Source organism: Burkholderia sp. BCC1972, from assembly GCF_905339605.1.
GTDB lineage: Bacteria > Pseudomonadota > Gammaproteobacteria > Burkholderiales > Burkholderiaceae > Burkholderia.
On the sequence record NZ_CAJPGH010000040.1, the window covers coordinates 25,857 to 49,273 of the forward strand.

The 23,417-nt window shown below is 67.8% G+C and carries 22 protein-coding genes and 1 pseudogene; 12 read left to right on the plus strand and 11 right to left on the minus strand.

Annotated elements, in window-relative coordinates; all coding sequences use genetic code 11:
- The first annotated feature begins 3 nt into the window (after positions 1 to 3).
- On the plus strand, positions 4 to 765 hold the full coding sequence (locus U5798_RS34545) for an ABC transporter permease (protein ID WP_059239178.1): 762 nt from the start codon (positions 4 to 6) through the stop codon (positions 763 to 765).
- 151 nt (positions 766 to 916) lie between these two features.
- Positions 917 to 2,341: an MFS transporter gene (locus tag U5798_RS34550; RefSeq protein ID WP_322084653.1), complete on the plus strand. Its 1,425-nt coding sequence runs from the start codon at positions 917 to 919 to the stop codon at positions 2,339 to 2,341.
- 190 nt (positions 2,342 to 2,531) lie between these two features.
- Here the strand turns inward: U5798_RS34550 and U5798_RS34555 are convergent, their stop codons facing one another.
- A complete protein-coding gene (locus U5798_RS34555) occupies positions 2,532 to 2,762 on the minus strand; it encodes a hypothetical protein (RefSeq protein WP_012339508.1) in 231 nt (76 codons plus the stop codon).
- 208 nt (positions 2,763 to 2,970) lie between these two features.
- Between U5798_RS34555 and U5798_RS34560 the strand changes: the two genes are divergently transcribed.
- From U5798_RS34560 to U5798_RS34575, 4 genes are all read left to right on the plus strand, one after another.
- A complete protein-coding gene (locus tag U5798_RS34560; protein WP_322084662.1) occupies positions 2,971 to 3,402 on the plus strand; it encodes a YciI family protein in 432 nt (143 codons plus the stop codon).
- A 103-nt stretch (positions 3,403 to 3,505) separates the two neighbouring features.
- Entirely contained in the window at positions 3,506 to 4,312 is an 807-nt protein-coding gene (locus U5798_RS34565) for a DinB family protein (protein ID WP_322084654.1), read from the plus strand.
- Positions 4,309 to 5,049, plus strand: coding sequence for an alpha/beta hydrolase (locus U5798_RS34570; RefSeq protein WP_322084655.1), 741 nt, complete (start codon positions 4,309 to 4,311; stop codon positions 5,047 to 5,049). Before U5798_RS34565 ends, U5798_RS34570 begins: the two co-directional genes overlap by 4 nt.
- 110 nt (positions 5,050 to 5,159) lie before the next feature.
- Complete coding sequence (locus tag U5798_RS34575) at positions 5,160 to 6,038, plus strand: alpha/beta hydrolase family protein (RefSeq protein ID WP_322084656.1); 879 nt, start codon at positions 5,160 to 5,162, stop codon at positions 6,036 to 6,038.
- Positions 6,039 to 6,196: 158 nt separating this feature from the next.
- Here U5798_RS34575 and U5798_RS34580 read toward each other — a convergent pair whose 3' ends face one another.
- Complete coding sequence (locus tag U5798_RS34580) at positions 6,197 to 6,427, minus strand: hypothetical protein (RefSeq protein ID WP_124455277.1); 231 nt, start codon at positions 6,425 to 6,427, stop codon at positions 6,197 to 6,199.
- A gap of 207 nt (positions 6,428 to 6,634) precedes the next feature.
- Positions 6,635 to 7,534, minus strand: coding sequence for a hypothetical protein (locus U5798_RS34585; RefSeq protein ID WP_124455278.1), 900 nt, complete (start codon positions 7,532 to 7,534; stop codon positions 6,635 to 6,637).
- Between the two features lie 78 nt (positions 7,535 to 7,612).
- Between U5798_RS34585 and U5798_RS34590 the strand changes: the two genes are divergently transcribed.
- On the plus strand, positions 7,613 to 7,951 hold the full coding sequence (locus U5798_RS34590) for a helix-turn-helix domain-containing protein (protein WP_059239146.1): 339 nt from the start codon (positions 7,613 to 7,615) through the stop codon (positions 7,949 to 7,951).
- Positions 7,952 to 8,038: 87 nt separating this feature from the next.
- Here U5798_RS34590 and U5798_RS37170 read toward each other — a convergent pair.
- The 7 genes and pseudogenes from U5798_RS37170 to U5798_RS34620 form a co-directional block, all read right to left on the minus strand.
- Positions 8,039 to 8,140 (minus strand): annotated as a pseudogene (locus U5798_RS37170) (energy transducer TonB); the annotation flags it as partial.
- 70 nt (positions 8,141 to 8,210) lie between these two features.
- Complete coding sequence (pqqE, locus tag U5798_RS34595) at positions 8,211 to 9,350, minus strand: pyrroloquinoline quinone biosynthesis protein PqqE (RefSeq protein WP_322084657.1); 1,140 nt, start codon at positions 9,348 to 9,350, stop codon at positions 8,211 to 8,213.
- A 1-nt stretch (position 9,351) separates the two neighbouring features.
- Positions 9,352 to 9,633: a pyrroloquinoline quinone biosynthesis peptide chaperone PqqD gene (gene pqqD, locus U5798_RS34600; RefSeq protein WP_124455280.1), complete on the minus strand. Its 282-nt coding sequence runs from the start codon at positions 9,631 to 9,633 to the stop codon at positions 9,352 to 9,354.
- Positions 9,630 to 10,349 (minus strand): pyrroloquinoline-quinone synthase PqqC, encoded by a 720-nt coding sequence (gene pqqC, locus U5798_RS34605; protein WP_124455281.1) that lies wholly within the window; start codon positions 10,347 to 10,349, stop codon positions 9,630 to 9,632. Before pqqC ends, pqqD begins: the two co-directional genes overlap by 4 nt.
- A gap of 2 nt (positions 10,350 to 10,351) precedes the next feature.
- Entirely contained in the window at positions 10,352 to 11,275 is a 924-nt protein-coding gene (gene pqqB / locus U5798_RS34610; RefSeq protein WP_322084658.1) for a pyrroloquinoline quinone biosynthesis protein PqqB, read from the minus strand.
- Positions 11,276 to 11,336: 61 nt separating this feature from the next.
- On the minus strand, positions 11,337 to 11,411 hold the full coding sequence (gene pqqA / locus U5798_RS34615) for a pyrroloquinoline quinone precursor peptide PqqA (protein WP_006485436.1): 75 nt from the start codon (positions 11,409 to 11,411) through the stop codon (positions 11,337 to 11,339).
- 312 nt (positions 11,412 to 11,723) lie between these two features.
- Entirely contained in the window at positions 11,724 to 13,754 is a 2,031-nt protein-coding gene (locus tag U5798_RS34620) for a sigma-54-dependent Fis family transcriptional regulator (protein ID WP_322084659.1), read from the minus strand.
- A gap of 299 nt (positions 13,755 to 14,053) precedes the next feature.
- Here U5798_RS34620 and U5798_RS34625 point away from each other — a divergent pair, with 299 nt between their 5' ends.
- Positions 14,054 to 15,070 (plus strand): alpha/beta fold hydrolase, encoded by a 1,017-nt coding sequence (locus U5798_RS34625; RefSeq protein ID WP_322084660.1) that lies wholly within the window; start codon positions 14,054 to 14,056, stop codon positions 15,068 to 15,070.
- 42 nt (positions 15,071 to 15,112) lie between these two features.
- On the opposite strand, the gene U5798_RS34630 is transcribed toward U5798_RS34625, so the two are convergent.
- Complete coding sequence (locus tag U5798_RS34630) at positions 15,113 to 17,443, minus strand: TonB-dependent receptor (RefSeq protein WP_322084661.1); 2,331 nt, start codon at positions 17,441 to 17,443, stop codon at positions 15,113 to 15,115.
- Between the two features lie 429 nt (positions 17,444 to 17,872).
- Here U5798_RS34630 and U5798_RS34635 point away from each other — a divergent pair, with 429 nt between their 5' ends.
- The 4 genes from U5798_RS34635 (at position 17,873) to U5798_RS34650 (ending at position 23,152) form a co-directional block, all read left to right on the plus strand.
- The gene (locus U5798_RS34635; RefSeq protein ID WP_124455287.1) at positions 17,873 to 19,594 is read left to right on the plus strand and encodes a methanol/ethanol family PQQ-dependent dehydrogenase; all 1,722 of its coding nucleotides are present in this window, start codon (positions 17,873 to 17,875) and stop codon (positions 19,592 to 19,594) included.
- 79 nt (positions 19,595 to 19,673) lie between these two features.
- Complete coding sequence (locus tag U5798_RS34640; RefSeq protein WP_124455288.1) at positions 19,674 to 20,879, plus strand: c-type cytochrome; 1,206 nt, start codon at positions 19,674 to 19,676, stop codon at positions 20,877 to 20,879.
- Positions 20,880 to 20,982: 103 nt separating this feature from the next.
- On the plus strand, positions 20,983 to 21,297 hold the full coding sequence (locus U5798_RS34645) for a high-potential iron-sulfur protein (RefSeq protein WP_124455289.1): 315 nt from the start codon (positions 20,983 to 20,985) through the stop codon (positions 21,295 to 21,297).
- Positions 21,281 to 23,152 (plus strand): sigma-70 family RNA polymerase sigma factor, encoded by a 1,872-nt coding sequence (locus U5798_RS34650; RefSeq protein ID WP_124455290.1) that lies wholly within the window; start codon positions 21,281 to 21,283, stop codon positions 23,150 to 23,152. The genes U5798_RS34645 and U5798_RS34650 overlap by 17 nt, the downstream gene beginning before the upstream one ends.
- Positions 23,153 to 23,417: the final 265 nt, after the last annotated feature.

The following is a 23,417-nucleotide window of genomic DNA, read 5'->3' on the forward strand; positions in this document are numbered from 1 at the left end:
CCCATGAACTGGCATGGAATCCGCGCGATCTACCGCGCAGAAATGGCCCGCACGCGCCGCACGCTGATGCAGAGCATCATTGCGCCGGTGATTTCGACGTCGCTGTATTTCGTCGTGTTCGGCTCCGCGATCGGCTCGCGCATCAGCGACGTGAACGGCATCGGCTACGGATCGTTCATCGTGCCGGGCCTCGTGATGCTGTCGCTGCTGTCGCAGAGCATCTCGAACGCGTCGTTCGGCATCTACTTCCCGCGCTTCACGGGCACGATCTACGAGATCCTGTCCGCGCCCGTGTCGTACTGGGAGATCGTGATCGCCTACGTCGGCGCGGCCGCGTCGAAGTCGATGCTGCTCGGCGTGATCATCCTCGCCACGGCCGGCCTGTTCGTGCCGCTGCACATCCTGCATCCGTTCTGGATGGTGCTGTTCCTGGTGTTGACGGCGATCACGTTCAGCCTGTTCGGCTTCGTGATCGGCATCTGGGCCGACAGCTTCGAGAAGCTGCAGCTCGTGCCGCTCCTGATCATCACGCCGCTCACATTCCTCGGCGGCAGCTTCTATTCGGTCGACATGCTGCCGCCCGCGTGGCGCGTCATCACGCTGTTCAACCCGATCGTCTACCTGATCAGCGGCTTCCGCTGGTCGTTCTACGGGCTCGCCGACGTGCACGTGTGGATCAGCCTCGCCGCAACCGGGCTGTTCCTCGTGATCCTGCTCGCGATCGTCGCGTGGATGTTCCGCACCGGCTACAAGCTGAAGAACTGACGTGGCACGCGCCGCCCGCCGATGACGCATTTGGGCAAGCAGGCGGCGTTTTTCCTCTGATGCGGCAGTTTGTGGTCGCGTCTACTGAATGTGAAGCATCGGGGCCCTGGAGCATGCGCTGCGCGGCCCCTTTTTCATTTCAGAGGACGCCATGCCCGCCGCCACCGCTCCCGCCTCCGCCGCTGCCCGGCTCGAACGCCTGCCGTTCTCCGGCTATCACAAGCGCATCTTCTTCATCATCGCGATCGCGTTCTTCTTCGACTCGGTCGACCTCGGCACGATGACGTTCGTGCTCGGCTCGATCCGCAAGGAGTTCGGACTGTCGACCGCGGCCGCCGGCCTCGTCGCGAGCGCGAGTTTCTTCGGGATGGTGCTCGGCGCGGCCGTGGCCGGCCTGCTCGCCGACCGCTTCGGCCGCCGGCCCGTGTTCCAGTGGAGCATGGTGCTGTGGGGCGCCGCGTCGTACCTGTGCTCGACCGCGCAGAGCGTCGACGCGCTGATCGTCTACCGCGTGCTGCTCGGCATCGGGATGGGGATGGAGTTCCCGGTCGCGCAGACGCTGCTGTCCGAGTTCGTGCCGACCGAGAAGCGTGGCCGCCTGATCGCGCTGATGGACGGTTTCTGGCCGCTCGGCTTCATCACGGCCGGCATCGTCGCCTACTTCGTGCTGCCGCAGTTCGGCTGGCGCACCGTATTCGCGCTGCTCGCGATTCCCGCAGTGTTCGTGCTCGTCGTGCGCCGCATCGTGCCCGAATCGCCGCGCTGGCTGGAACATGCGGGCCGGCACGCGGAAGCCGATACGGTGATGCACACGATCGAGGCGAAGGTGATGCGCTCGGCCGGCGTCACGACGCTGCCGCCGCCGTCGCGGCTCGCGGAACCGGTCGCGGCACGCGGCCACGGCGCGCTGCGCGAGATCTGGAGCGGCGTGTACCGCCGCCGCACGGTGATGGTTTGGCTGCTGTGGTTCTTCGCACTGCTCGGCTTCTACGGCCTCACGTCGTGGCTCGGCGCGCTGCTGCAGCAAGCGGGCTTCGAGGTCACGAAATCGGTGTTCTACACGGTGCTGATCTCGCTCGGCGGCGTGCCGGGCTTCCTGTGCGCCGCGTGGCTCGTCGAACGCTGGGGGCGCAAGCCGACCTGCATCGCGTCGCTGATCGGCGGCGGCGCGATGGCGTATGCGTACGGCCAGAGCGCGCTGTACGGCGGCAGCACGACGCTGCTGATCGTCACGGGCCTCGCGATGCAGTTCTTCCTGTTCGGGATGTGGGCCGCGCTGTACACGTACACGCCCGAGCTGTACGGCACCGGCGCGCGCGCGACGGGGTCGGGCTTCGCGTCGGCGATCGGGCGCATCGGCTCGCTGATCGGGCCTTACGTGGTCGGTGTCGTGCTGCCGGTGTTCGGCCAGGGCGGCGTGTTCACGCTCGGCGCGCTGTCGTTCATCGCGGCGGCGATCGCCGTGTGGACGCTCGGGATCGAGACGAAGGGGCTCGCGCTGGAAGAATTGGCGGCAGGCGACGAGACGGGCGGCAACGGCCGGTATCCGGCGGCGGCAGCGGACAAGCTGTCCTGACCGGCGGAAGTCACTTGCAGGCTGGGACGGCGTTCAGCGCCGTTCCAGGCCGCTGCGCATCCTGCCGATGCGCGGCCGGCCGATCATGCACGACATCCCGCGCGTGCTCGACGGTGCGATCGCACGCCGCGAAGCCGCCGTCGCGCAAGCCGCGGCGGCGGCTATCCAATGGTGGCTCAGCCGGTGCCGGTCAGGCGCCGGCGACGACGAACTCTTCGGCCGCCTTGCGCTGGACCGCGGCCATCACGGCCAGTTCGCGCTTGCTGCGCGCGTCGCCGGACACGACACCCGTCGCATGCTTCGCCTTCGCGCCCAGCGGGAAAAACACAAACGACGCGCCGGCCGGCGCTGCCGGTTCCGCACGCAGGCGTTTGTTCAGGATTTTCAGGTACTTCTTCTTCGAGACTTCCTTAGCAGCCATGGCACCCTCCGCGTCAACGTGGTGAGGACCAGCATACCAGTTTTGGCGGCGCGCTCCGCGGCGGCGCCCGCCGGCTCGCCCGTCACCGAAAATTCTTCGCGCGTGCTGTCGATTCGCGCCATTCCCGCGCGTCGTGTTGTCGTAACCGATCGTTTTGCCGTCGCTACGGGCGGCGGTTCCCCCGATTCATTATTCAGGAGATACGACAATGCGCGTCATGGTCATCGTCAAAGCCACCGCCGAGTCCGAATCCGGCCGGATGCCGGACACCCAATGCATGGCCGAAATGGGCCGTTTCAACGAAGCGCTGGCGGAAGCCGGCATCCTGCTCGCGGCTGATGGCTTGCACCCGAGCATGCGCGGCAAGCGCGTCCATTTTTCCGGCAAGAACCGCTCCGTCATCGACGGTCCGTTCGCCGAAACGAAGGAACTCATCGCCGGCTACTGGCTGTGGCAGGTGAAATCGATGGAAGAAGCCGTCGAATGGGTGAAGCGCTGCCCGAACCCGATGCCGGGCGACTCCGACATCGAAATCCGCCCGCTGTTCGAGGCCGAGGATTTCAGCCCGGCATTCACGGCCGAACTGCAGGCGCAGAAAGCGCGGCTGAGCGCGCAAGCCGACACGCGGCAGAAGCCTTGAGCGGCGGGCAAGAGCAAGCCGCGCGCGCCCGGACGAACCGGTTGACGAGCGCCAGTTTAGTAACGTATCGTTTTGATACGTTACTAAACAACACCCATTCGTCATGCACTCCCGTTTCGACCGTTTCCGCACGACCGCGCTCGGCGTCCAGCTCGAAGCACTGATCGAACAGCCCGAGCGCTATCTCGAGTTCGCGGCGCTGTCGCGCGTCGGCGTCGCTGCGATCGGCGCGATCCAGGACGAGATCGCGCGCACGTTCCCCGAAATCGAAGCCGACACGACGGCCCGCCAGTTCTGCGGCGCGATGGTCGCGGAAGTCATGCGCAGCCGCGGCCACGAGGTCGTGCAGGCGCGCGGGCGGCTCGGCGGTGCGCTGTTCAGCTATGGCGCGGTGTTCAGTGCATTTCCGCATCGGCTGCCGTTCACCGATGTCGTCGCCGCGCTGGCGCGCATGCCCGAGAGGCTCGCCGCCTACGCCGCGCACGTACCGGCCGCGCTGGCCACGCGCCGCCCGGCCGGCACCGGCTTCTCGCTCGTCGAGCATGCGTGCCATTTGCGCGACCTCGATGCGGTATTCGCCGAACGCATCGACACCGTGCGCACGGCCGAGCTGCCCGTGATCGACTCGATCGACGGCACCGCGCTCGCCGCGCAGCGCGACTACCTTGCGCAGCCGCTCGCGCCTGCCGTCGACGCATTCCGCGCGTGCCGCGCCGCGCTATGCGCCACCGCCGCCGCACTGGACCCGTCGCAGCTCGCACGTTGCGGGCTGCGCGACGGCATCCGCCGCATGTCGCTCGACGAACTCGTACGCGAACTGCTCGACCACGACCGCACGCACGTGCTCGAACTCGACGAACTGCTCGCCGAACTCGAATTGCCGCCGCTTCCTTCAGCCCACGCCGAATGACCCAGCCCACGCCCGTCATCTTCATCCACGGTTTCATCGGCACGTTCGACGTGCGCGGATGGAGCGGCCCGCATCTCGCGCCCGACCTGCTCGGCTACGGCGCGCATCGCGCGGCGCCGTTCGACACGATCACGCTCGCCGCGCAGGTCGAACATGTGCGGCAAACCGTCGACGCGCACTTCGGCGCACAGCCGGTCGATATCGTCGGCCACTCGGTCGGCGGCGCGGTCGCGATGCTGTTCGCGCATGCCCACCCTGAGCGCGTGCGGCACGTCGTCAACGTCGAAGGCAACTTCACGCTCGACGATGCGTTCTGGTCGGCCTCGGTCGGCCGCATGACACCCGGCGAAGCCGACGCGATGCTCGACGGCCTGCGCGCCGCCCCGCTCGACTGGCTGCGCGGCTCGATCGACGCGCCGTCGCCGGGCCAGCTCGACGACGCACGCCGCTGGCTCGCGCATCAGCCGGCATCGACGCTGCGCGCGATGGGCCGCTCGGTCGTCGCGACGACCGGCGAACCGGGCTACCTGCAGGCACTCGCGCAAGTCTTCGAGCGCCACCCTGTCTGGCTGATCGCCGGCGAACGCTCGCGTGCCGGCTGGCACGTGCCCGACCGGGCACTCGCGCGCTGCGCCGGCTTCGAGACGATCGCAGGCTGCGGGCACCTGATCGCGACCGAACGGCCCGATGCGTTTCGCGCCGCCATCGAGCGCATCGTATGCAAGCCGCCTGCCTGACAACCCGTAGGATTCGCCGAAATATGGTTGAAAGGCGCGGTTGCTAGAGTCGTCGGAACAGGGTTTTCCCGGCGTCCGGCGCCGGACTGGGTCGACACATGCACGGATCGATGCACCTGGCACGTACTTTCTGGCTGCTTCTGCTGCTGGCCGTCGCGAGCCCTGCCTTCGCGTTTCATGCGCGGGTCGTCGCGATCCCGAGCGCCGCAATGAGCGAGACGCTGAAGGCGACGGTCGTGCTGCCCGACGATTACGCGCGCGGCAACCGCGGCGACGAACGCTATCCGGTCGTCTATCTGCTGCACGGCTCGGGCGGCGACCATACCGACTGGACGTCGAACACGCGCATCGCCGCGCTCGCCGACCGCTATCACGTGATCCTCGTGATGCCTGACGGCGGGCACGAAAGCTGGTACATCGACAGCCCGTTCGATTCGGGCAGCCGCTACGAAACCTTCATCGGCGATGAAGTCGTGTCCTACGTCGATCTGCACTTCCGCACGATCGCGACGCAGCACGCGCGCGCGATCACCGGGCTCAGCATGGGCGGCTTCGGCGCACTGCGCATCGCGCTCGACCGGCCCGACACGTTCGGCGCGGTCGGCAGCATCAGCGGCGCGGTCGATCCGCGCTGCTGCACGGACGAGCCGGGCATCGCCCACGTGTTCGGCGATCCCGACCGTCATCCGTCGTTCTGGAACCGCAACGTGATCGTCGAAAGCGCGCGCGCGTTCGTGCGTGCGCATCTCGACCTGACGATCGATTGCGGCCGCGACGATTCGTTCGTCGGCTCGAACCGCACGCTTCACGAACGGCTTCTCGCGCTCGGCGTGCCGCACGACTACACGGAACGCCCCGGCGGGCATACGTGGGATTACTGGGCGAACGCGATCCGCTACCAGATGCAGTTCTTCGCGACGTCGTTCCAGCATCGCGGCTACGCATACCGTGCCGCACCTTCCGCACCGGACATGACGCGCGCAGGCTGATGCGCGCCCAAGGCGGCTATCGGGCATCGGGCCGAAGGCGGCAAAGTCTGACGTCGAAAATCGAAACAGGATAATGAACCGGCATGCCGGGCATGCGTACCCGGCAAGAAGATGAACGCGCGCCGCCAGGCGCGCGAAAAAGCGGAACGACGAATCGGTCAGTTGCCGTGCGTAGCGCCTGCGCCGACGACGCGATCGAAGAATTCCTGCGCACGCGCCAGCTCGTCGAGTGCGCGATCGAGCCGCGACATCGCGCGTGCGTATTCGGCCGACGAACCGTCGTCGTCGCTTTCGCCGCGGACCGCGCGAAACGCCTGATCGACGTTGCGCGTGGCTTCGACGAAGCGCTGTGCGGCCTGCGCTTCCCGCGAACAGATGTGGGTCGACATCGACACTCCTCCCTCAGGATTGCAGTGTGAAGCACGCCGACGCTCAGTGTGCGTGGCGCGCATGTCGGCGGCGTGAACCACGACCCATCGAGTGTCGACGCATCGGCCGCCGCGCGGCGCGCTTCGTGCCGATTGTCCCTCCGCGCTCGCCGATCCGCTACGGCGAGATTGCAACAAATTCTTGCGCGACCTGCGTCGCGCGGTTCATCACGCGCGCCCGATGCGTGGATGCGCAAGCCCCGCGAATGCAGCCGCCTCGCCCGGCGACAGGTCGAACAGGTCGCCGGTGCGATCGCGCGGATGCTCGGCCGCCGGCCGGTTGCGCAAGCGCGCGACATGCGTGGGCGCAACATACGCGGCCGCCGTTTCGATCGGCGGCATGTCGAACAGATCGCGCGTGACGCCGCGCACGGCGTCGGTCGGCGACCGGCCGCGCAGGCGCGCGACGAGTTCGACGAAGCGATCGAAATCGCCTGCACGCGTGGCCTTGTTCACTTCCGCGAGATCGCGCGCCTTCAGTACACACGGCTGCGCGAGCCGCACGAAATACGGTGCTTCGAGCTCGACCGACAGCGCGAGCGGATAGCTCTTGCCCGTCTGCTCCTTCGCGCGCCCGACGCAATCGACCACGGCCGCACCTTGTGCGGCGCCGAGCGGCTTGCCGGTGCTCACGCTGCGCAGATGATCGGGAAACACGCGCAACTGCGTGCCGACCGTCAGCGCGGTGGATGACGCACACACGAGTGCGTAGTGCTGTTCGCGACGCCGGCCCGACGGCAACGTCGCACGGCTGGCGATGAACGTATGCGGCGGCAACGGCCGCACCTGCCCGCTCGCGTCGACCCACGCGTTCCACAACAGCGCGTCCTTGCGCTCGCCTGCGCGCGGGCGCGATGCGACCGGCGAAAACAACGCGAGCAGCGAGCCCGTGCGATGCGCGGCGACTTGCGCGCTGCTGCCGAGCGGCTGGTTGATGCCCCACAGAAAACGCCCGCCCCCGAGCCTGCGTTCCCATTCCTTGCGGAGCACGACGGTCGGCAGTTCCTCGCCGGACTCGGTACCGATCTTGGTCCAGCAGAACGTGGGTGGGAGGTGTTTCAGTGTCATCAACTTTCTCGGGATACAGCCTCGCCGGTGACAGCAAGCCCATTCAACAGCCGTAACTGTATAGGTATAATGCATCGCATGGAAGCCCCGGACCAAGATTTTCCCGTTCAAGACCTGTTGCGCCGCTTGATGGCAGATACACGCTCGTCCAGTGAAATAGCGCGACTTTCCGGGGTCAGCCAGCCGACCGTATCGCGCCTGAGACTGTCGAACGGGCGGCGGCTGCGCCGCAGCGCGCCATTCACTAAGCTATGCAGTTTTTATGGTGTCGATACGGAGCCGTCGCGCCGCCGCTATAACGACCTGCTGCGCGACGCGATCGTCGACGCGTGGGACGGGTCGGACGAGCACGGGCGCGCGCTGCTGGTCGTGATTCAGGGGTTGAAGGATTTGCAGGCGAAGGCGGACGACGGGTGATGGCGGCGACGTGCCCGGTCCTTCATCGAGATTGAACGCGATCGGCACGCGCGCCCGCATCGGCGACGGCGCGCCGTGCTCTACATGCGCAGCGCAGCGGCTCGCCAGCACCGCGTCGCGCGCCGCCGCATCGAGACGCGGATAGCCGCTGCCGGTCACGACGCGCGCGGCGACAATCCGGCCCACCACGAGAACGGCATGAAGAGGATTGCGTATCGATCGCCTCGCTCTTCCCCGTCGCGGTGTTCACCGCACCCCGTCAGCCGTCGCACGCTGCGCCGCATTGCGCGAGCGAATTCTCCTTGCTGCGAAAGACCAGCGGCTGTTCGTCGCGCGGCGCGCGAAGTCGCGCGAATTGCACGGCCTGTTCAACCTGGTCGTGATGGGCGGACTTCGTGCACACCGGATCGGCCTCGTTCGGGTCGCCGGCCAGCAGGTATGCCTGGCACCGGCAACCGCCGTGATCCGCATGCCGCTCGTCGCATGTGCGACACGGCTCGCGCATCCAGTCGTCGCCGCGAAACGCGTTGAACGCGTCGCTGTCGTACCAGATGTCCCGCAGCGACCGGTCACGCACGTTCGGCAACGCGAGCCCCGGCAGCGACCGCGCGGCATGACACGGCAGCGCGGTGCCGTCCGGCGCGACGCCGAGAAACACCGAGCCCCAGCCGTTCATGCACGCCTTCGGGCGGCGCTCGAAATAGTCGGGCACGACGAACAGGATCTTGCAGCGCTCGCCGATCAGCTTGCGATAGCGGTTGACCGTGTCCTCGGCCTCGCGCACCTGCTCGACGGTCGGCATCAACTGGTCGCGATTGAGCATCGCCCAGCCGTAGTACTGCGTGTTCGCGAGTTCCAGATAATCGGCGCCGAGATCGAGCGCCATCTCGATGATTTGCCCGACGTGCGGCAGGTTGTAGCGATGCAGCACGCAGTTGAGCACCATCGGGTAGCCGTGTGCCTTGATCAGCCGCGCCACGTCGCGCTTCAGTTCGAACGTGCGCGTGCTGGTCAGGAAATCGTTCAGCTCGCGCGTCGAATCCTGCAGCGACAACTGGATGTGGTCGAGCCCGGCGGCCTTGAGCCGCTCGATGCGCGCGACGTTCAGCCCGATGCCCGACGTGATCAGGTTCGTATAGAAGCCGAGCCCGCGCGCATGCGCGACGAGCGCCTCGAGATCGCCGCGCTGCAGCGGCTCGCCGCCCGAGAAGCCGATTTGCGCGGCGCCGAGCGCGCGCGCATCGCTAATGACCGTGCGCCATGCGTCGGTGTCGAGTTCCGCACCGTGCGTCGCGAAGTCGACCGGGTTGTAGCAGAACGCGCAGTGCAGCGGGCAGCGGTACGTGAGTTCCGCGAGCAGCCACAGCGGCGCGGACGGACGGGAAGTGTCGGGCGCCATGTCAGTCCAGCCAGCCGCGCAGTCGCGCATGATCGAGAAAACGGTAGACGTCGGTCGCGAGATCGGATTGCATGAACAGGCGCTCGAGTTCGCCGATGATGTCGTCCAGTTCGCGCGTGCCGTCGCAGCGCGCGAGAATCTCGCCCGCACTCGGGTTGAGCTTGACCATGCCCTCCGGATAGAGGAGCACGTACGCATCCTGGGCCACCTCCCATTGCAGGCGGTACATGCCCCTGAGGCAGGGACGCAGCGGCACGCCGCTGGCGGCTTCGATCGCGTTCATAACGGGTAGGCCTTTTCGACGGCGTCGAGCATCGACCACAGGATGTCGAGCTTGAATTGCAGAATGCCGAGCGCGCGCTGCTGCGCCTCCGGTGTCGTGAAATGCTCCAGCGTGACCGCGAGCCCATGCTCGACGTCGCGCTGCGCGAGCGGCACGCGGCTGCGGAAGTAATGCAGCCCGGCCGGCTCGATCCACGGGTAATGCGACGGCCAGCCCGCGAGCCGGTCGAGATGGATCTGCGGCGCGAACATCTCGGTCAGCGACGAGCACACGGCTTCCTGCCAGGGTGCGCGCCGCGCGAAGTTCACGTACGCATCCACCGCGAAACGCACGCCGGGCAGCACGTGTTCGAGCGACCACAGTTCGGCACGCGCGAGGCCGCAGGCCTCGCCGAGCCGCACCCACGCCTCGATGCCGCCTTCGTTGTCGCCCTGCCCGTCGTGGTCGATCAGCCGTTGGATCCAGCGGCGCCGCGTATCGCGATCGGGACAGTTCGACAGGATCGCCGCATCCTTGAGCGGGATGCAGATCTGATAGTAGAAGCGGTTCGCGACCCAGCCGCGGATCTGCGTGGGCGAACAGGCGCCGCTGTTGAGCCGCCGGTTGAACGGATGATGGATGTGATAGCGCGATTCGAGCGCACGCAGGCGCGCCTCGAATTCGGTCGCGGTCCAGGGCGTCGCGTGCAACGCCGTAGCGGGGATCGGTGCGTTCATCGTCAGACCTGGAATTGCATGCCGTCGTGTGCGACGTCGATGCCGTGCGCGCGCAGGTGCGCGTGCTCGACGGAATGCGGATCGAGAATCGGGTTCGTGTTGTTGATGTGCGTGAGGACCTTGCGCGTCCGCGCGGGCAGCCTGTCGAGCCAGTCGATCATGCCGGGCCGCCCGTGTTCCGCGCATTGCGCGAGATGCCCCATGTCGGCCGCGTGCTTGCCCGACAGGCCGAGATCGATCATCTCGGTTCCGGTCCAGAACGTGCCGTCCACCAGCACGAGATCGGCGCCGTCCATGGCCGCGCGTACGTCGTCGGTAACCGACGCGAGCCCCGGCGCATAGAACGCGCGCCGTCCGCTCGCGACGTCTTCGATCGACAGCGCGATGTTGTCGCCGGGCGCGGCCGACGCGCGCCGCGGCGAATACGGCGGCGGCTTGCTGTCGACGGCGATCGCGGTGAAACGGATCCCGTTCGCCGCCGGCACCGCAAACGGCTCGCCGGGCACGATCGCGTGCGCGGCGACGCCGCAGTAATGGCCGAGCAGCGGCACGAGCGGCAAGCCGGTCGACAGGTCGTCGAGCACCGGCGCGCTCGCGTAGAGCGGCAGCGGCGTCGAGCGCTCGCGCAGCATGAGCAGGCCCGTCACGTGATCGATCTGCGCGTCGCACAGCACGACGGCGGCGATGCCGCTGTCGCGGATCGCGCGCGCCGGCTGCAGGTCCGGATCCGCGCGCAACTGGGAAAGAATGTCGGGCGACGCGTTGACGAGGACCCAGTCGATGCCGTCGTCGCTGACCGCGATCGACGACTGCGTGCGAGGCAGCACGTGGCCGCTTCCGCTGCGCGCACGGCGGCAGTTCGCGCAATTGCAGTTCCATTGCGGCAGCCCGCCGCCGGCTCCCGAGCCGAGTATCTTGATCTTCATGGGCGTCAGCTCCCGAGGCCGCCCGCGCCGCCCACGGCGAAACGGGCGGCACGCACGGCGATCAGCGGTTGGCGATGTACATCGTGATTTCGAAGCCGAAGCGCAGGTCGGTGTAAGACGGTGTCGTCCACTGCATGGTGTGTCTCCTGTCGAGTTGATGATTGATGCGTTGCTGGATGAATCGAACAACCGCGGCAATCGAGCGGTCGGTTCCTCTTCAGCAAGGAGCGTGCCGAAGCCGTACATTCGCCGCGCCGCGGCGGTAGACGGCCCTCATCCGGGCATCGGGACGCATTCCTTACGAACAGCCTACGAGATTCGCGCGAATGCGGTTCGCCACCCCGGCGGCAGGATGTCCGCGAGTGGTGACAGGTGTTGAATCGTTGAACACCGGTGTTGCAACTTGACACACCGGCTGTGACAGGTCGCGCACGGCGCGACGAGCGCGTCAGCTCTCGTCCGACGGATGGCGCCCCGCGTCGGCGGCCGGCATCTTCCGGTAGATCGTGTTGCGCGAGACGCCGAGCGCGCGCGCCGCGGCGGACACGTTGCCGCCATGACGCGCGAGCGCGGCGGCGATCGCGGACGCGGCGACGTCCTGCAGGCGCGCGTCGGCGAGCGGCAGCGCGTCCGCGACGCAGGGCCCGGCGCTCGCCGCGGCGGGCGAATCGGGCATGACCTGTGCAGCCGGCGCATCGCCGCGCCGCAGGTCGTCGAAGAAGTCGTCGGGCAGGTGCTCGCGCCGGATTTCGCCATCGTCGTCGACCATGGCCGCCGCCGTGCGCAGCAGGTTGCCGAGCTGGCGGAAATTGCCCGGCCACGTGCAGCGCACGAACAGCGCCATCACGTCAGGTGCGACGGACAGCGGCGGCCGGCCCGGGTCCGCGAACGCTTCCCGTTGCAGCATCTTCTGCACGACGACCGCGAGATCCGTGCGGTCGCGCAACGGCGGCAGGCGCACCACGAGGCCGTTCAGCCGGTAGTAGAGATCCTCGCGAAAACGGTTCTGCGCGATCATGTCGCGCAAATCGCGGTGCGTCGCGCAGATGATCGCGATGTCCACAGCGATCGTCTTCGTCGACCCGAGCGGGTTGACGAGGCGCTCCTGCAGCACGCGCAGCAGTCGCACCTGCAGCGGATACGGCATGTCGCCGATCTCGTCGAGAAACAGCGTGCCGCCGTTCGCCTGGAGCAGCTTGCCGATCGCCCCCTTGCGGCGCGCACCGGTGAAGGCGCCCTCCTCGTAGCCGAACAGCTCGGATTCGATCAGCGTCTCCGGAATCGACGCGCAGTTGACCGCGACGAACGGGGCGTCGCGCCGCGGCGAGTCGTTGTGGATCGCCTGCGCGAGCAGCTCCTTGCCGGTGCCGGTCTCGCCGGTGATCAGGATCGGGATGTCCTTGCCGATCACCTTGCGTACCTTCGCGATCACGCACGCGACCTGCGCATCGCCGGTGTCGAGATAGTTGAGCCGCGACAGGCCGGCCGACGTGCCTGCAGCCGGTGCGGGCACCGCGTTCGCGCGTGCGGCCGGCGCCGCCGCAGCGTGGACGTCCGTCGGCCGGCTGCCTTCGGCGAGCGTCGAGCGGCGAAAGTGCACGCGCGCGCAGACCACCGCACCGTTGACGAGATTCAGCATCAGGTGCCGGTCGGTGCTCGCGCGCATGCGGTCGATCAGCTGCGCACTGGTGATGTCGAACAGCGACGACAGCGTGTGCGCGCGCAGCGCGGCGAGCGGCATGCCGAGCTGGAACTGCGCACTGCGGTTGGCCGACAGGAAGCGCCCGTCGGCGGTGAACGCGACGATCCCCTCCATCAGCGTGCCGAGGAACTCGGGGCGTCCGTGGAACGACACCTGCAGCGTTTCCTGGAAGGTCGTCGTAAACAGATGATTCTCGATCATCTGCACCGACATCTTCGCGAGCGCCATCGTGTGCTGGTGATAGCTGCGGTGGTCGCCCGTCACGTCGAGCACGCCGATCGCGTCGCCGTACGGATCGAGGATCGGTACGCTCGAACAGGTCAGGAAGCGGTTCGCGGCCAGGAAGTGCTGGTCGCCGTGGACGACCATCGGGCACAGCTCGGCCAGCGCCGTGCCGATCGCGTTGGTGCCCTGCCGATTCTCCGCCCAGTTCGCGCCCGGGCGCAGCGCGACCTTCTCCGCGCGGCGCAGGAAATCGTCGTCACCGATCGAATGCAGGATCAGCCCTTCCGCATCGGTCAGCACGATCATGCTCTGCGTATTGACGATCTGCTCGTGCAGCGTCTCCATCACCGGCATCGCGTGCACGCACAGCACCCGGCTCTGCTCGCGCTTCAGCACCAGCGCCGAGTTCGACAGCACGTCGTAGTCGGGTCGTGCCGAGACCTGCAGGCCGAACGTCTCCGAGCGCTCGTGAGCCTTCTGGATCGACGGCGCGGGCCAGCCTGCGGGATGCGCGGCCCGTGACCCGGCCGCCTGCTCTACGTCATCGCGCATTGTCTCCTCCGGGGGATCCTTCCGGTCAACTGCCGGACTCTTTGCCGTCATTACAAGCAAGCATCGGGCCATGCCGGCGCCACGGCATGCATTGAAAGCACAATGTAATGAATAGCCTGGGCGCGGCGGAGCGTACCGCGTCGCGCGACGGCCAGGCCTTCCTGATACCGCGATTTCCCGCCGCATGACTACCCGTGCGAATCCGGATCCGCGCAGCCGGCACGCTTTTCGCTCGCTTCGTCGCAAGGCAGCCCCGGCGACCGACGATTCCCCTCCTATTCCGCCTGAACCCTATCGACATGACGCGTCGCCCGACTCGATCCACGCCGTCGCCCCCGCCGCGGGCCTTGCCCGACGCGCCGGCGTCGCCGGTCACGCCCGTTCACCGGCGCCTGCACCGCGACGCGCAATCGATCGCATTCGCCGTGGCCGGCGCCGCGCAGGGCCATCCGGTCGTCGTGCTGCACGGCGGGCCAGGCAGCGGCAGCCAGGCCGGCATCCTGCGGTTGTTCGACCTCACCCGCGTGCGCGTCGTGCTTGTCGACCAGCGCGGCGCGGGTGCGTCGGCACCGCGCGGCGGCACGCGTCACAACGACACCGCACGGCTGATCGCGGATCTGGAGGCAGTGCGCGAGCAGCTCGGCATCGCACGCTGGGGCGTCGTCGGCGGCTCGTGGGGCGCCGCGCTCGCACTTGCGTATGCGGGCACGCATCCGCAGCGGGTGACGGGCGTCGTGTTGCGCGGCCTGTTCCTGACGTCGCCACGCGAAGTCCGCGGGCTCTTCACGACTTCCCGCACGCGTGCGCCGCGCGAGTGGCGGCGCCTGCATGCAGCGGCCGGCGGCGGCCGCCCGGATCGCCTGCTGCCGCGCTGCGCGCAGCGGCTGCGCCACGGCGGGAGCGCGGCCGGGCAGCGCGCGGTGGCGCTCGCGTGGCACGCGTACGAAAACGCGATCCTCGCGTCGGCGCGCACGCGCCGCTCGCCCGTGCGCGCGATCCGCTCGAACAAGACCGTCGGCCGGCTGATCGACAAATACCGGATTCAGGCGCACTACCTGCAACACGATTGCTGGCTCGGCGAGCGCCGCGTGCTCGCGCTCGCGCGACGGGCCGCGCAAGCCCGCGTGCCGCTGTTCGCCGCGCACGGAATGCACGATCCCGTTTGCCCGGCCGGCAATGTCGAGCGCCTCGCGCGAGCCGTCCCCGAAGCGGAAATCGAACGCGTGCAGGCCGGACATCTGGCAAGCGACCCGGCATTGGCGCGCAGCGTCGCGCGCGCCGTGAACGCAATGTTCGCGACGGTGCCGTTCACGTGACGGCCGCGCGCTCGTTCGTGTCGCGACGCGACCGCACACCGCTCAGTCCCACGCATAGCGCATGCCGACCCAAGCGCCGCGCGGCGCGCCCGGCCCGACGAACTGTTCGTTCACCGGATTGGCGCCGTCGAACGTGTGATTCGGTCCGATGAAGAAATTCCGGCCGAGTGCGCCGAAGCTCGCGTAGCGCTTGTCGAACAGGTTCGTCACGCTCGCGAATACCTCGAACCGCTTCGTGACCCGGTAACGCATGTCGAGATCGACCAGCACGTAGCCCGCGATCCGGCCGTTCACGTCCGCGTTGTTCTCGTCGCCGCGCGCATATACGCCGCTGCGCCACGTGACGTTCGTGCCGATGTCCCACGCGGGCGTCGCCGCGTAGTCGAGCCGCAGCTTCACCGTATGCGCGGGAATGCCGGGCATGCGGTCGCCCGGCTTGACCGCCACGTTGCCGTTCGCGTCGGCCGCCGAATTCGCCGGGCTGTGCTCGGTCCACGACGATCGGTAGGTCGCATCGACGTAGCTGTACGACAGCCCGGCACCGAGCGGGCCGAAGCGCGTACGGCCTGCGAGCTCGATGCCCTGCCGGCGCGTATCGCCGACATTGCGGAAGTAGCCCTGCGCGCTGGCCGGGCTGCTGATGAACTGGATGTCGTCGGTCAACGTCGTGCGGTAGGCCGCGGCACTCCAGGTCGTCGCGGCGCCGAAGCGGCCGCGCACGCCGGCTTCGAACGTCTTCGAGATCACGGGTTTGAGCGCCGGGTCGGCGATGAAGTCGTTCGGCAGCGAACACGGCGCGGCCGGGTCCGCACATGCGAGTTCGATCGCGGTCGGCGAACGCATGCCTTCGTTGTAGGCCGCATACGCGGTGAAGCCCGCAACCGGATTCCAGTTGAGCCCGACGGCCGGGTTGAAGCGCGAGAACACATGGTTGCCGTCGAGCAGCGGTTGCACGCCGCTCTCGTCGCCGATCTGCGCTTTCGACCAGTCGTAGCGGCCCGACAGCGTCAGCGTCCAGTGCGGCGTCAGCGACAGCGCATCGCTCAGGTATGCACCGAAATTCGCGTTGCGCGTCTTCGCACTGGTCTGCCGGACGAAATCGCCGATGCCGATCGCCGCGCGCGCATCGGTGAAAGACGCGTCCTGCGACGACGCGACGTAGCTCGAGTTCGCGACATCGGCCGAAACGCCCGCGACCAGCCGGTTCGCCATCCCGCCGAGCTTGCCGAGCAGCGTGAGCTGCACGCTGCCGCCATAGCCGTCGGTGACGATCGTCGATTGCGCGTTGCTGCCCTGCACCGTGTCGACCGTGCCGTCCTCGTTCACCGATCCGTAGTCCGTATTGTTGTTGCTGCTCGTGTTCGCGTTGCGCAGGTGCCGGTAGTACGCGTTGCCGCTCAGCTCGACGTTTTCGCCGAAAAAACGGTCGCCCGACAGCGTCAGGTAGCCGGCGCTGTTGCGGTTCCGGTCCGGATACGTATACGCCTGCTTCGGGTTGTCGAGGAACGAGCGCGGGATCGTCTGCGTGCCGGACAGCGTGTTGTCCGCGCCGCCTGCGGCAATCGACAGCGTCGTATCCGCATCGGTATAACGCAGCTTGCCGAACGCCTGCCGCACGCGGCTCGCGTTATGGTCGGCCCAGCCGCCGTCGTTCGCGACGTTCGCGGTCGCGTAGTAGTCGAGGTTCGAGCCGATCGTCCCGCCCTGCTCGACGCTGGCGGTCTTGCGGCCCCACGCGCCGCCCGACACCTCCGCTTCGCCACCCTGGTCCGACCTGCCGTTCTTCGTCGTGATCGCGAGCGCACCGCCGAGCGTATTGAGCCCATACACCGGGTTGGAGCCCGGAATCAACTGCACGCGGTCGATCGCCTGGGTGGGCAGGATGTCCCAGTTTACGACGTCGCCGAACGGCTCGTTCACGCGCACGCCGTCGACGAACACCGACAACCCCTGCGGCGTGCCGAGCAGCGGCGATGCGGTGAAGCCGCGATAGTTGACGTCCGTCTGATACGGGTTGCCCTGCGCATCCGAGATCGTCACGCTCTGCAGGTTCGCGGCGAAGAAATCGGCGAGCGTCGCGCGGTGTTGCACGTCGAGTTCCGCCGCGCGCACCGTCTGCACGTTCGCCGGCACCTTCGACAGCGGCGTGCCGATCCCGAGCAGCGGCGCCGTACCGACGACGACCACCGCGGGCAGCACGACGGCCGGCTCGGGCGACGCGATCGCGGCGCCATCCGCCTGCTGCTGCGCGCGCACGCTGCCGGGCGGCAGGCCGAACAGCGCGAGCACGCCGACGGTCGTGCCGATGCATCGCGCACGCCGGCCACGCCGCGTCGCGCCGTCACGCGCGGCTGCCTTTGGTCTCCTGATCATTCCGTTGTCTCCGCACTTGTATTCCGCCGCCCCGTGCGATGCACCGCGCGGCGCCGAGTTGTCGCGAAGCCCGCTCGCGAGAACCGTGCCAACGCCGCAACGACGAGCAGTGTGCGCTGCGCCGCACATCGCTTTGGACAGGCATGCGTGAAACCGGCGGCCCGCCGTTCCGCGGACTGCACCACCTGTCATGTTTGGCAACACTTCGCGCGCGACGGTGTACCTGAATGCAACACCTGCGTCGACGCCATGGCGCGTGTCGTCGCTCGACGCATCACCGGCGATGCGCCGGTGTGCCGCACCACCCCGGCTTCCGGCCGTGATGGCATGCGACTTGCATAACGGGCAGTGCACTCGGCCCGGAACCCCACCGTGCCGGCGCGACGAATCGTTCGCGGCGGTGCGACCACAATGACCCAGGAGACAACCATGAAGAAACCCTCGGCTTCAGCGAGCCGGCTGGCGGCGTTCGGAATCGCGGTGGCGGCCGCCGTCGCGCTGAACCCCGGCCTCGTCGAAGCGGCCGCGGACTACCCGGCCGTGACCTACCAGCGCCTGACCGATGCACACGGCGATCCGGGCTGGCTGACCTACTACCGCACCTACGACGGCCGCTCGCATTCGCCGCTCAAGCAGATCGACACGTCGAACGCGAAGGATCTCAAGCAGGTGTGGGCGTACAAGTTCCCCGCCGACCTGAAGCAGGGTTTCGAGGCCACGCCGATCGTCAACGGCAACTACCTGTTCGTGACGACGCCGAAGGACAACGTCTACGCATTCGATGCGAAGACCGGCAAGCAGCTGTGGAAATACGAGCCGAAGCTCGGCGCGGCCTCGTTCAAGACCGCGTGCTGCGACGTCGTCAACCGCGGCGTCGCGCTGTACGGCAAGAACGTCTACATCGCGATGCTGAACGGCGAAATCGCGGCGCTCGACGCGCAGACCGGCAATCTCGTGTGGAAGAAGCAGATGTTCGAGCCGGGCCTCGGCTACGCGTTCTCGCTCGCGCCGCTCGCGATCGACGGCGCGATCGTCGTCGGCACGTCCGGTGGCGAATACGGCATTCGCGGCTACATCGCCGCGCTGAATCCGGAGGACGGCTCGCAGGTCTGGAAACGCTACACAATCCCCGACGCCGGCGAAAAAGGCGCGGAAACCTGGCCCGACGGCATGCAGAGCCATGGCGGCGGCGCCGCATGGCTCACCGGCACGTACGACGCCGCGTCCCGCACGCTGTACTGGGGGGTCGGCAACCCCGGCCCATGGCTCGCGGCGCTTCGTCCCGGCGACAACCTGTATTCCGACTCGCTGCTCGCACTCGATGCAAAGAGCGGCAACCTGAAGTGGCACTACCAGTACACGAACAACGACACGTGGGACTACGACGGCGTGAACGCGGCCGTCCTCGCGGACATCAAGTACAAGGGCAAGGACTACGACGCGATCATCCACGCCGACCGCAACGGCTTCTTCCACGCGATCGACCGCACGACCGGCAAGCTGATCTACGCGACGCCGTTCGTGAAGGCGTTGTCGGTCACCGGCTACACGGCCGACGGCAAGCCGATCCAGGACGCATCGAAGTTCCCGAAGGCCGGCACGACGATCGAGACGTGCCCGAGCTTCCTCGGCGGCAAGAACTGGTGGTCGATCTCGTACGACCAGGAACGCAACATCGCGGTCGTGCCCGCGCTGCATGCGTGCATGAGCCTGACCGGCAAGTCGGTCAGCTACATGGAAGGCCTGCCGTATCTCGGTGAAGGTTTCGAGATCAAGCCCGAACCGGGCAGCGAAGGCTACGGCGAACTGACGGCCATCGACGTGAACACCGGCAAGAAGCTGTGGAGCCACTGGTCGAAGAAGCCGTGGAACGGCGGCGTCGCGACCACGGCGAGCGGTCTCGCGTTCAGCGGCTCGCTCGACGGCCACCTGTACGCGTTCGACACGACGACCGGCAAGGTGCTCTGGGAAAGCCCGCAACTGGCGAGCGGCATCATTTCGCAGCCGTCGGTGTACGAGGTCGACGGCAAGGAGTATGTCGCCGTGCTCGCCGGCTACGGCGGCGCGAACCCGATCTGGGGCGGCCCGATGGCCGACATCGCGAAGGACGTTCCGCGCGGCGGCACGCTCTACGTGTTCGCGCTCGACTGAACCGGCGCCACGCCTGGTCGCGCCCGCATGCGCCCGATGCGGGCGCGACGCCCCACCCGCTTCAACCGGACACACGATCATGAATACTCGTCTCACTTCCGTTACCGTCGCCAGTCTGCTCGCCGTGGGCGTGGCGCTGACACCGGCAGCCGCGTCGGCCGGCGTGCGCGTCTGCACGCTGCCCGGCAGCCCGACCACCACGCTCGACCGCTCCGTTGCGCGCGAAGTGTTCCGCGCCGCGGGCATCGCCGCGACCTTCAACAAGCGCGGCGTCGACGACAACGGCGACGACGACGGCATCTCCGCCAGCGAGCTGACGAAATCGCTCGAACGCGACTGCGATGTGATCGCCGGCTTCCCGCGCTCGGCGATCGCCGATGCGTCGGGATCGAAAATGACGTTCTCGCAGGGCTATCTGCGCTCCGGCTACGTCAGCGTGTCGCTGCGCGACGCGCAAGCGTCGTCCGGCGCCAAGGAAACGATCGCGGCCACGTACGGCAGCCCGTCGCAACTGATCGCGGCGCAGCAGGCGAATGCCCGCTTCGACCTCGAAAACACCAGTGAGAAAACGATCGGCGCGCTCGCCGCCGGCCGCGCACAGCGCGCGATCGTCTGGTATCCGAGCGTCGTCGCGTACGAGCGTGCGCACCCGAAACAGCAGTTCAAGGTAGCGGCGACGGCATCGCCGTACTCCGACTGGCAACTGTCGTTCGCATTCGGGCCCGGCAAGGACGCACTGCAAAAGCGCATCGACGCGACGCTGTCGCAGATGAGCGGCAACGGCCGTCTCGCGTCGCTCACGCGCGGCTGGACGCTTCCCGACGACATCGCGCAAGCCGCCACCACGCGCGTGCCCGGCCGGTTTCTCGACGGCGCGGTCGCGTCCGCGCAGCGGCCGGCAAGGAGCGGCTTCATCAAGGTGTCGACGGGCGAAGGCAGCGGCGTCCCGTCGTTCGACCAGGCGCAGGTGCAGCACGGCAAGAAGCTCTACGGCGATGCGTGCGCGAAATGCCATGGCGACCAGCTCGAAGGCAATACCGCGCCCGCGTTGAGCGGCGAATCGTTCGCGCCTGAAGGCAAGTCGCACATCACGGTCGGCGGCATCTTCCTGTACATGTCGAGCAACATGCCGGCCGATCGCCCCGGCAAGATGACCGCGCAGGAATACGAGGACCTGATGGCGTTCCTGCTCTACTCGAACGGCTACGACGCGTCACAGAGCAAGCTGACCGCCGATATCGCCAACGCGTCGAAGGCACCGCTCATCGCCGGACCGCGCAAGTAGCCTCTCCACCCGCTTTCGCACCGATCGACCGCCGCGCCGGGAAGCTTGCCCGGCGCGCGGGCCGGACTTTTTCCATTCATTTCATTTCATTCAGGACCGCATCATGATCTCCCGTCATCGCAGAACCTTCTTCGTGCAGGCGGCCGGCCTGTGTGCCGCACTCGCAACCGGCACCCGTGCATTCGCGGCCACACCGCCCGTCGACGAGAACGACGCGGCAGCAAAGACGCTCGGCTACCGCGCAAAGGCGACGACCGTCGACGCCGGCAAGTTTCCGAAGTACCAGGCCGGCCAGACGTGTTCGAACTGCCGCTTCTACAAGGCTGCCGCCGGCGAATCCTCCGGTACGTGCCCGATGTTCGCGGGCAAGACGGTTGCCGCCGAAGGCTGGTGCAACGTCTATGCGAAGCTCGCCTGACGTCGGGCCCGCTCGCGACGGCGCGTCGCGGCGCGGCGCGGACGCAGAAAGCGCGGCGCATCTGCATGCGTTGGTCGCGCTGGGCATCGACCGCGGATACGTGACGCACGGCGAAATTGCCGATGCGTTGCCCGATGACGCGGCCGACGGTGCGGATGTCGATGCCGCCGCGTCGATGCTGCGCGAGTTCGGCGTCGACGTACGCGAGCATGCCGGCGCACGCACCGCGTGGACGCTCGACGGCCATTTTGAGCAAGCGTCGGAAATCGCGCCGCCGCTCGCCGACGCATCGACGCCGCTCGCGGCCGACGACCTGCTTGCAGGCCAGACCAACGACCCGATCCGGCTCTATCTGCGGGAAATGAGCGCGACGCCGCTGCTCGAACGCGACGAAGAGATCGCGCTCGCGCTTCGTCTGGAAAGCGGCCGCGCCGCATGCATCGACGCATTGAGCCGCGATCCGGCGGCACTCGCCGTCGTCGCGGCGATCGCGGACGACATCGGCGCCGGCAAGGCGGCCGCGTCGGCTTACGTGACGGGGCTCGCCTGTGACGCCGAGCCGCCCGCGAGTGCGCCGACGATTCTGCCCGACGATCCGGCCACGGAATCGCCTGCGCAGGACGACACCGGTCTTTCTCTCGACAGCCCGGCGTGGCGCGATACGGTCGTCGAAGCGCTCGAGCGTATCGGTGCGCTGGCGCCAGCGATGCAGCAGGCATTGCACACCGACGGTTTCACGTCGGTCGGTTACCGGTCGCTGTTGCGCGAGGCGGCCGCAGCGACCGGCAGGGTCCGCTTCACCTTGCGTGCGATCGAGCGTATCGGTCATGCAAACCGCGAGCGCGCGACCCAAGCGCGCACGTTCGAAAAGCGGCTCGTCGACACGCTGGCCGCCTCGGGCATCCGTACGGAATCCGCGCGCCACGATCTCTTCACGCGGTGCGACGACATACGCGCATGGCTGCACGCATGCAGCGCCGCGCATCCAGCATGTGCCGCCGCACTCGCCCGCCATGCGCCCACGCTGATCGAAACGCGCAGCGCGCTCGCTTGCCTCGCCGGCCAGTCGCCGTTGCCGCTCGACATCGCAATAGCGCTCGATGCGCGGCTCTTGCGTATCGAGCGTGCGATGCAACCCGCGAGAACGAAGCTGTTCCAGAGCAACCTGCGGCTCGTCGTGTCGGTCGCCAAACGCTATGCCGATCGCGGCCTGCCGTTCTCCGACCTGATCCAGGAAGGCAACATCGGCCTGATGAAGGCCGTCGATCGCTACGATCACCGGCGCGGCTTCAAATTCTCGACCTATGCGACGTGGTGGATCCGGCAGGCGATCACGCATGCGCTCGCCGACCTGGGGCGCACGATACGCGTGCCCGCGCACACGGTCGATGCGCTCAACAAGCTGTCGCGGCTCGCGCGAATCCACCGGCAACGAACCGGCGACGTCGCCGACGCGCGGGCGCTTTCCGCGCAGATGCGGCTGCCGGTCGACAAGGTGCGCGAGCTGATGAGCATCGTGCGCGAACCGATCTCCGCCGACCTGCCGGTTTCGCCCGATCACGACCTCACGCTGTGCGACGTCACGATCGACCCCGACGCGCCGACGCCGGAAGAAGCGGCGAGCGCCGGTCAGTTGCGCGCGGCGGTCGCGGCGCTCATCGATTGCCTTCCCGCCCGCGAAGCCTGGATTCTTCGCCTGCGATACGGCATCGATGTCGAAAACGAGTATTCGCTGCGCGAGATCGGCCGGCAACTGAACCTGTCGGCAGAGCGCGTCCGTCAGCTCGAGGTATCGGCGCTCGAACGCATCCGGCAATTCAGGCACGCACCGGCGCTGCGCTCGCTGCTCGCCTGACGCGGCCGTACCGGGCGACCGCCTTGCGGCTCGCACACCCATTGCTCAGGACTGCAACACGACCTGCTGCATTTCTGAACGCAGCGTCGCACCGCGCTGCCGTTCTCGATGCCACGGGGCCGCTCGGATCAGGCGCCACATGCCCGGCCGTCGCGGCTTTCGCCGCAGGCACGCACCGGTCGTACAACTGGCATGCATGTTGCGTTTTCCCGAGCGCCGGCAGGAATCACATGAACGCATGGAGACACGCTTGTCCAAGATCGAT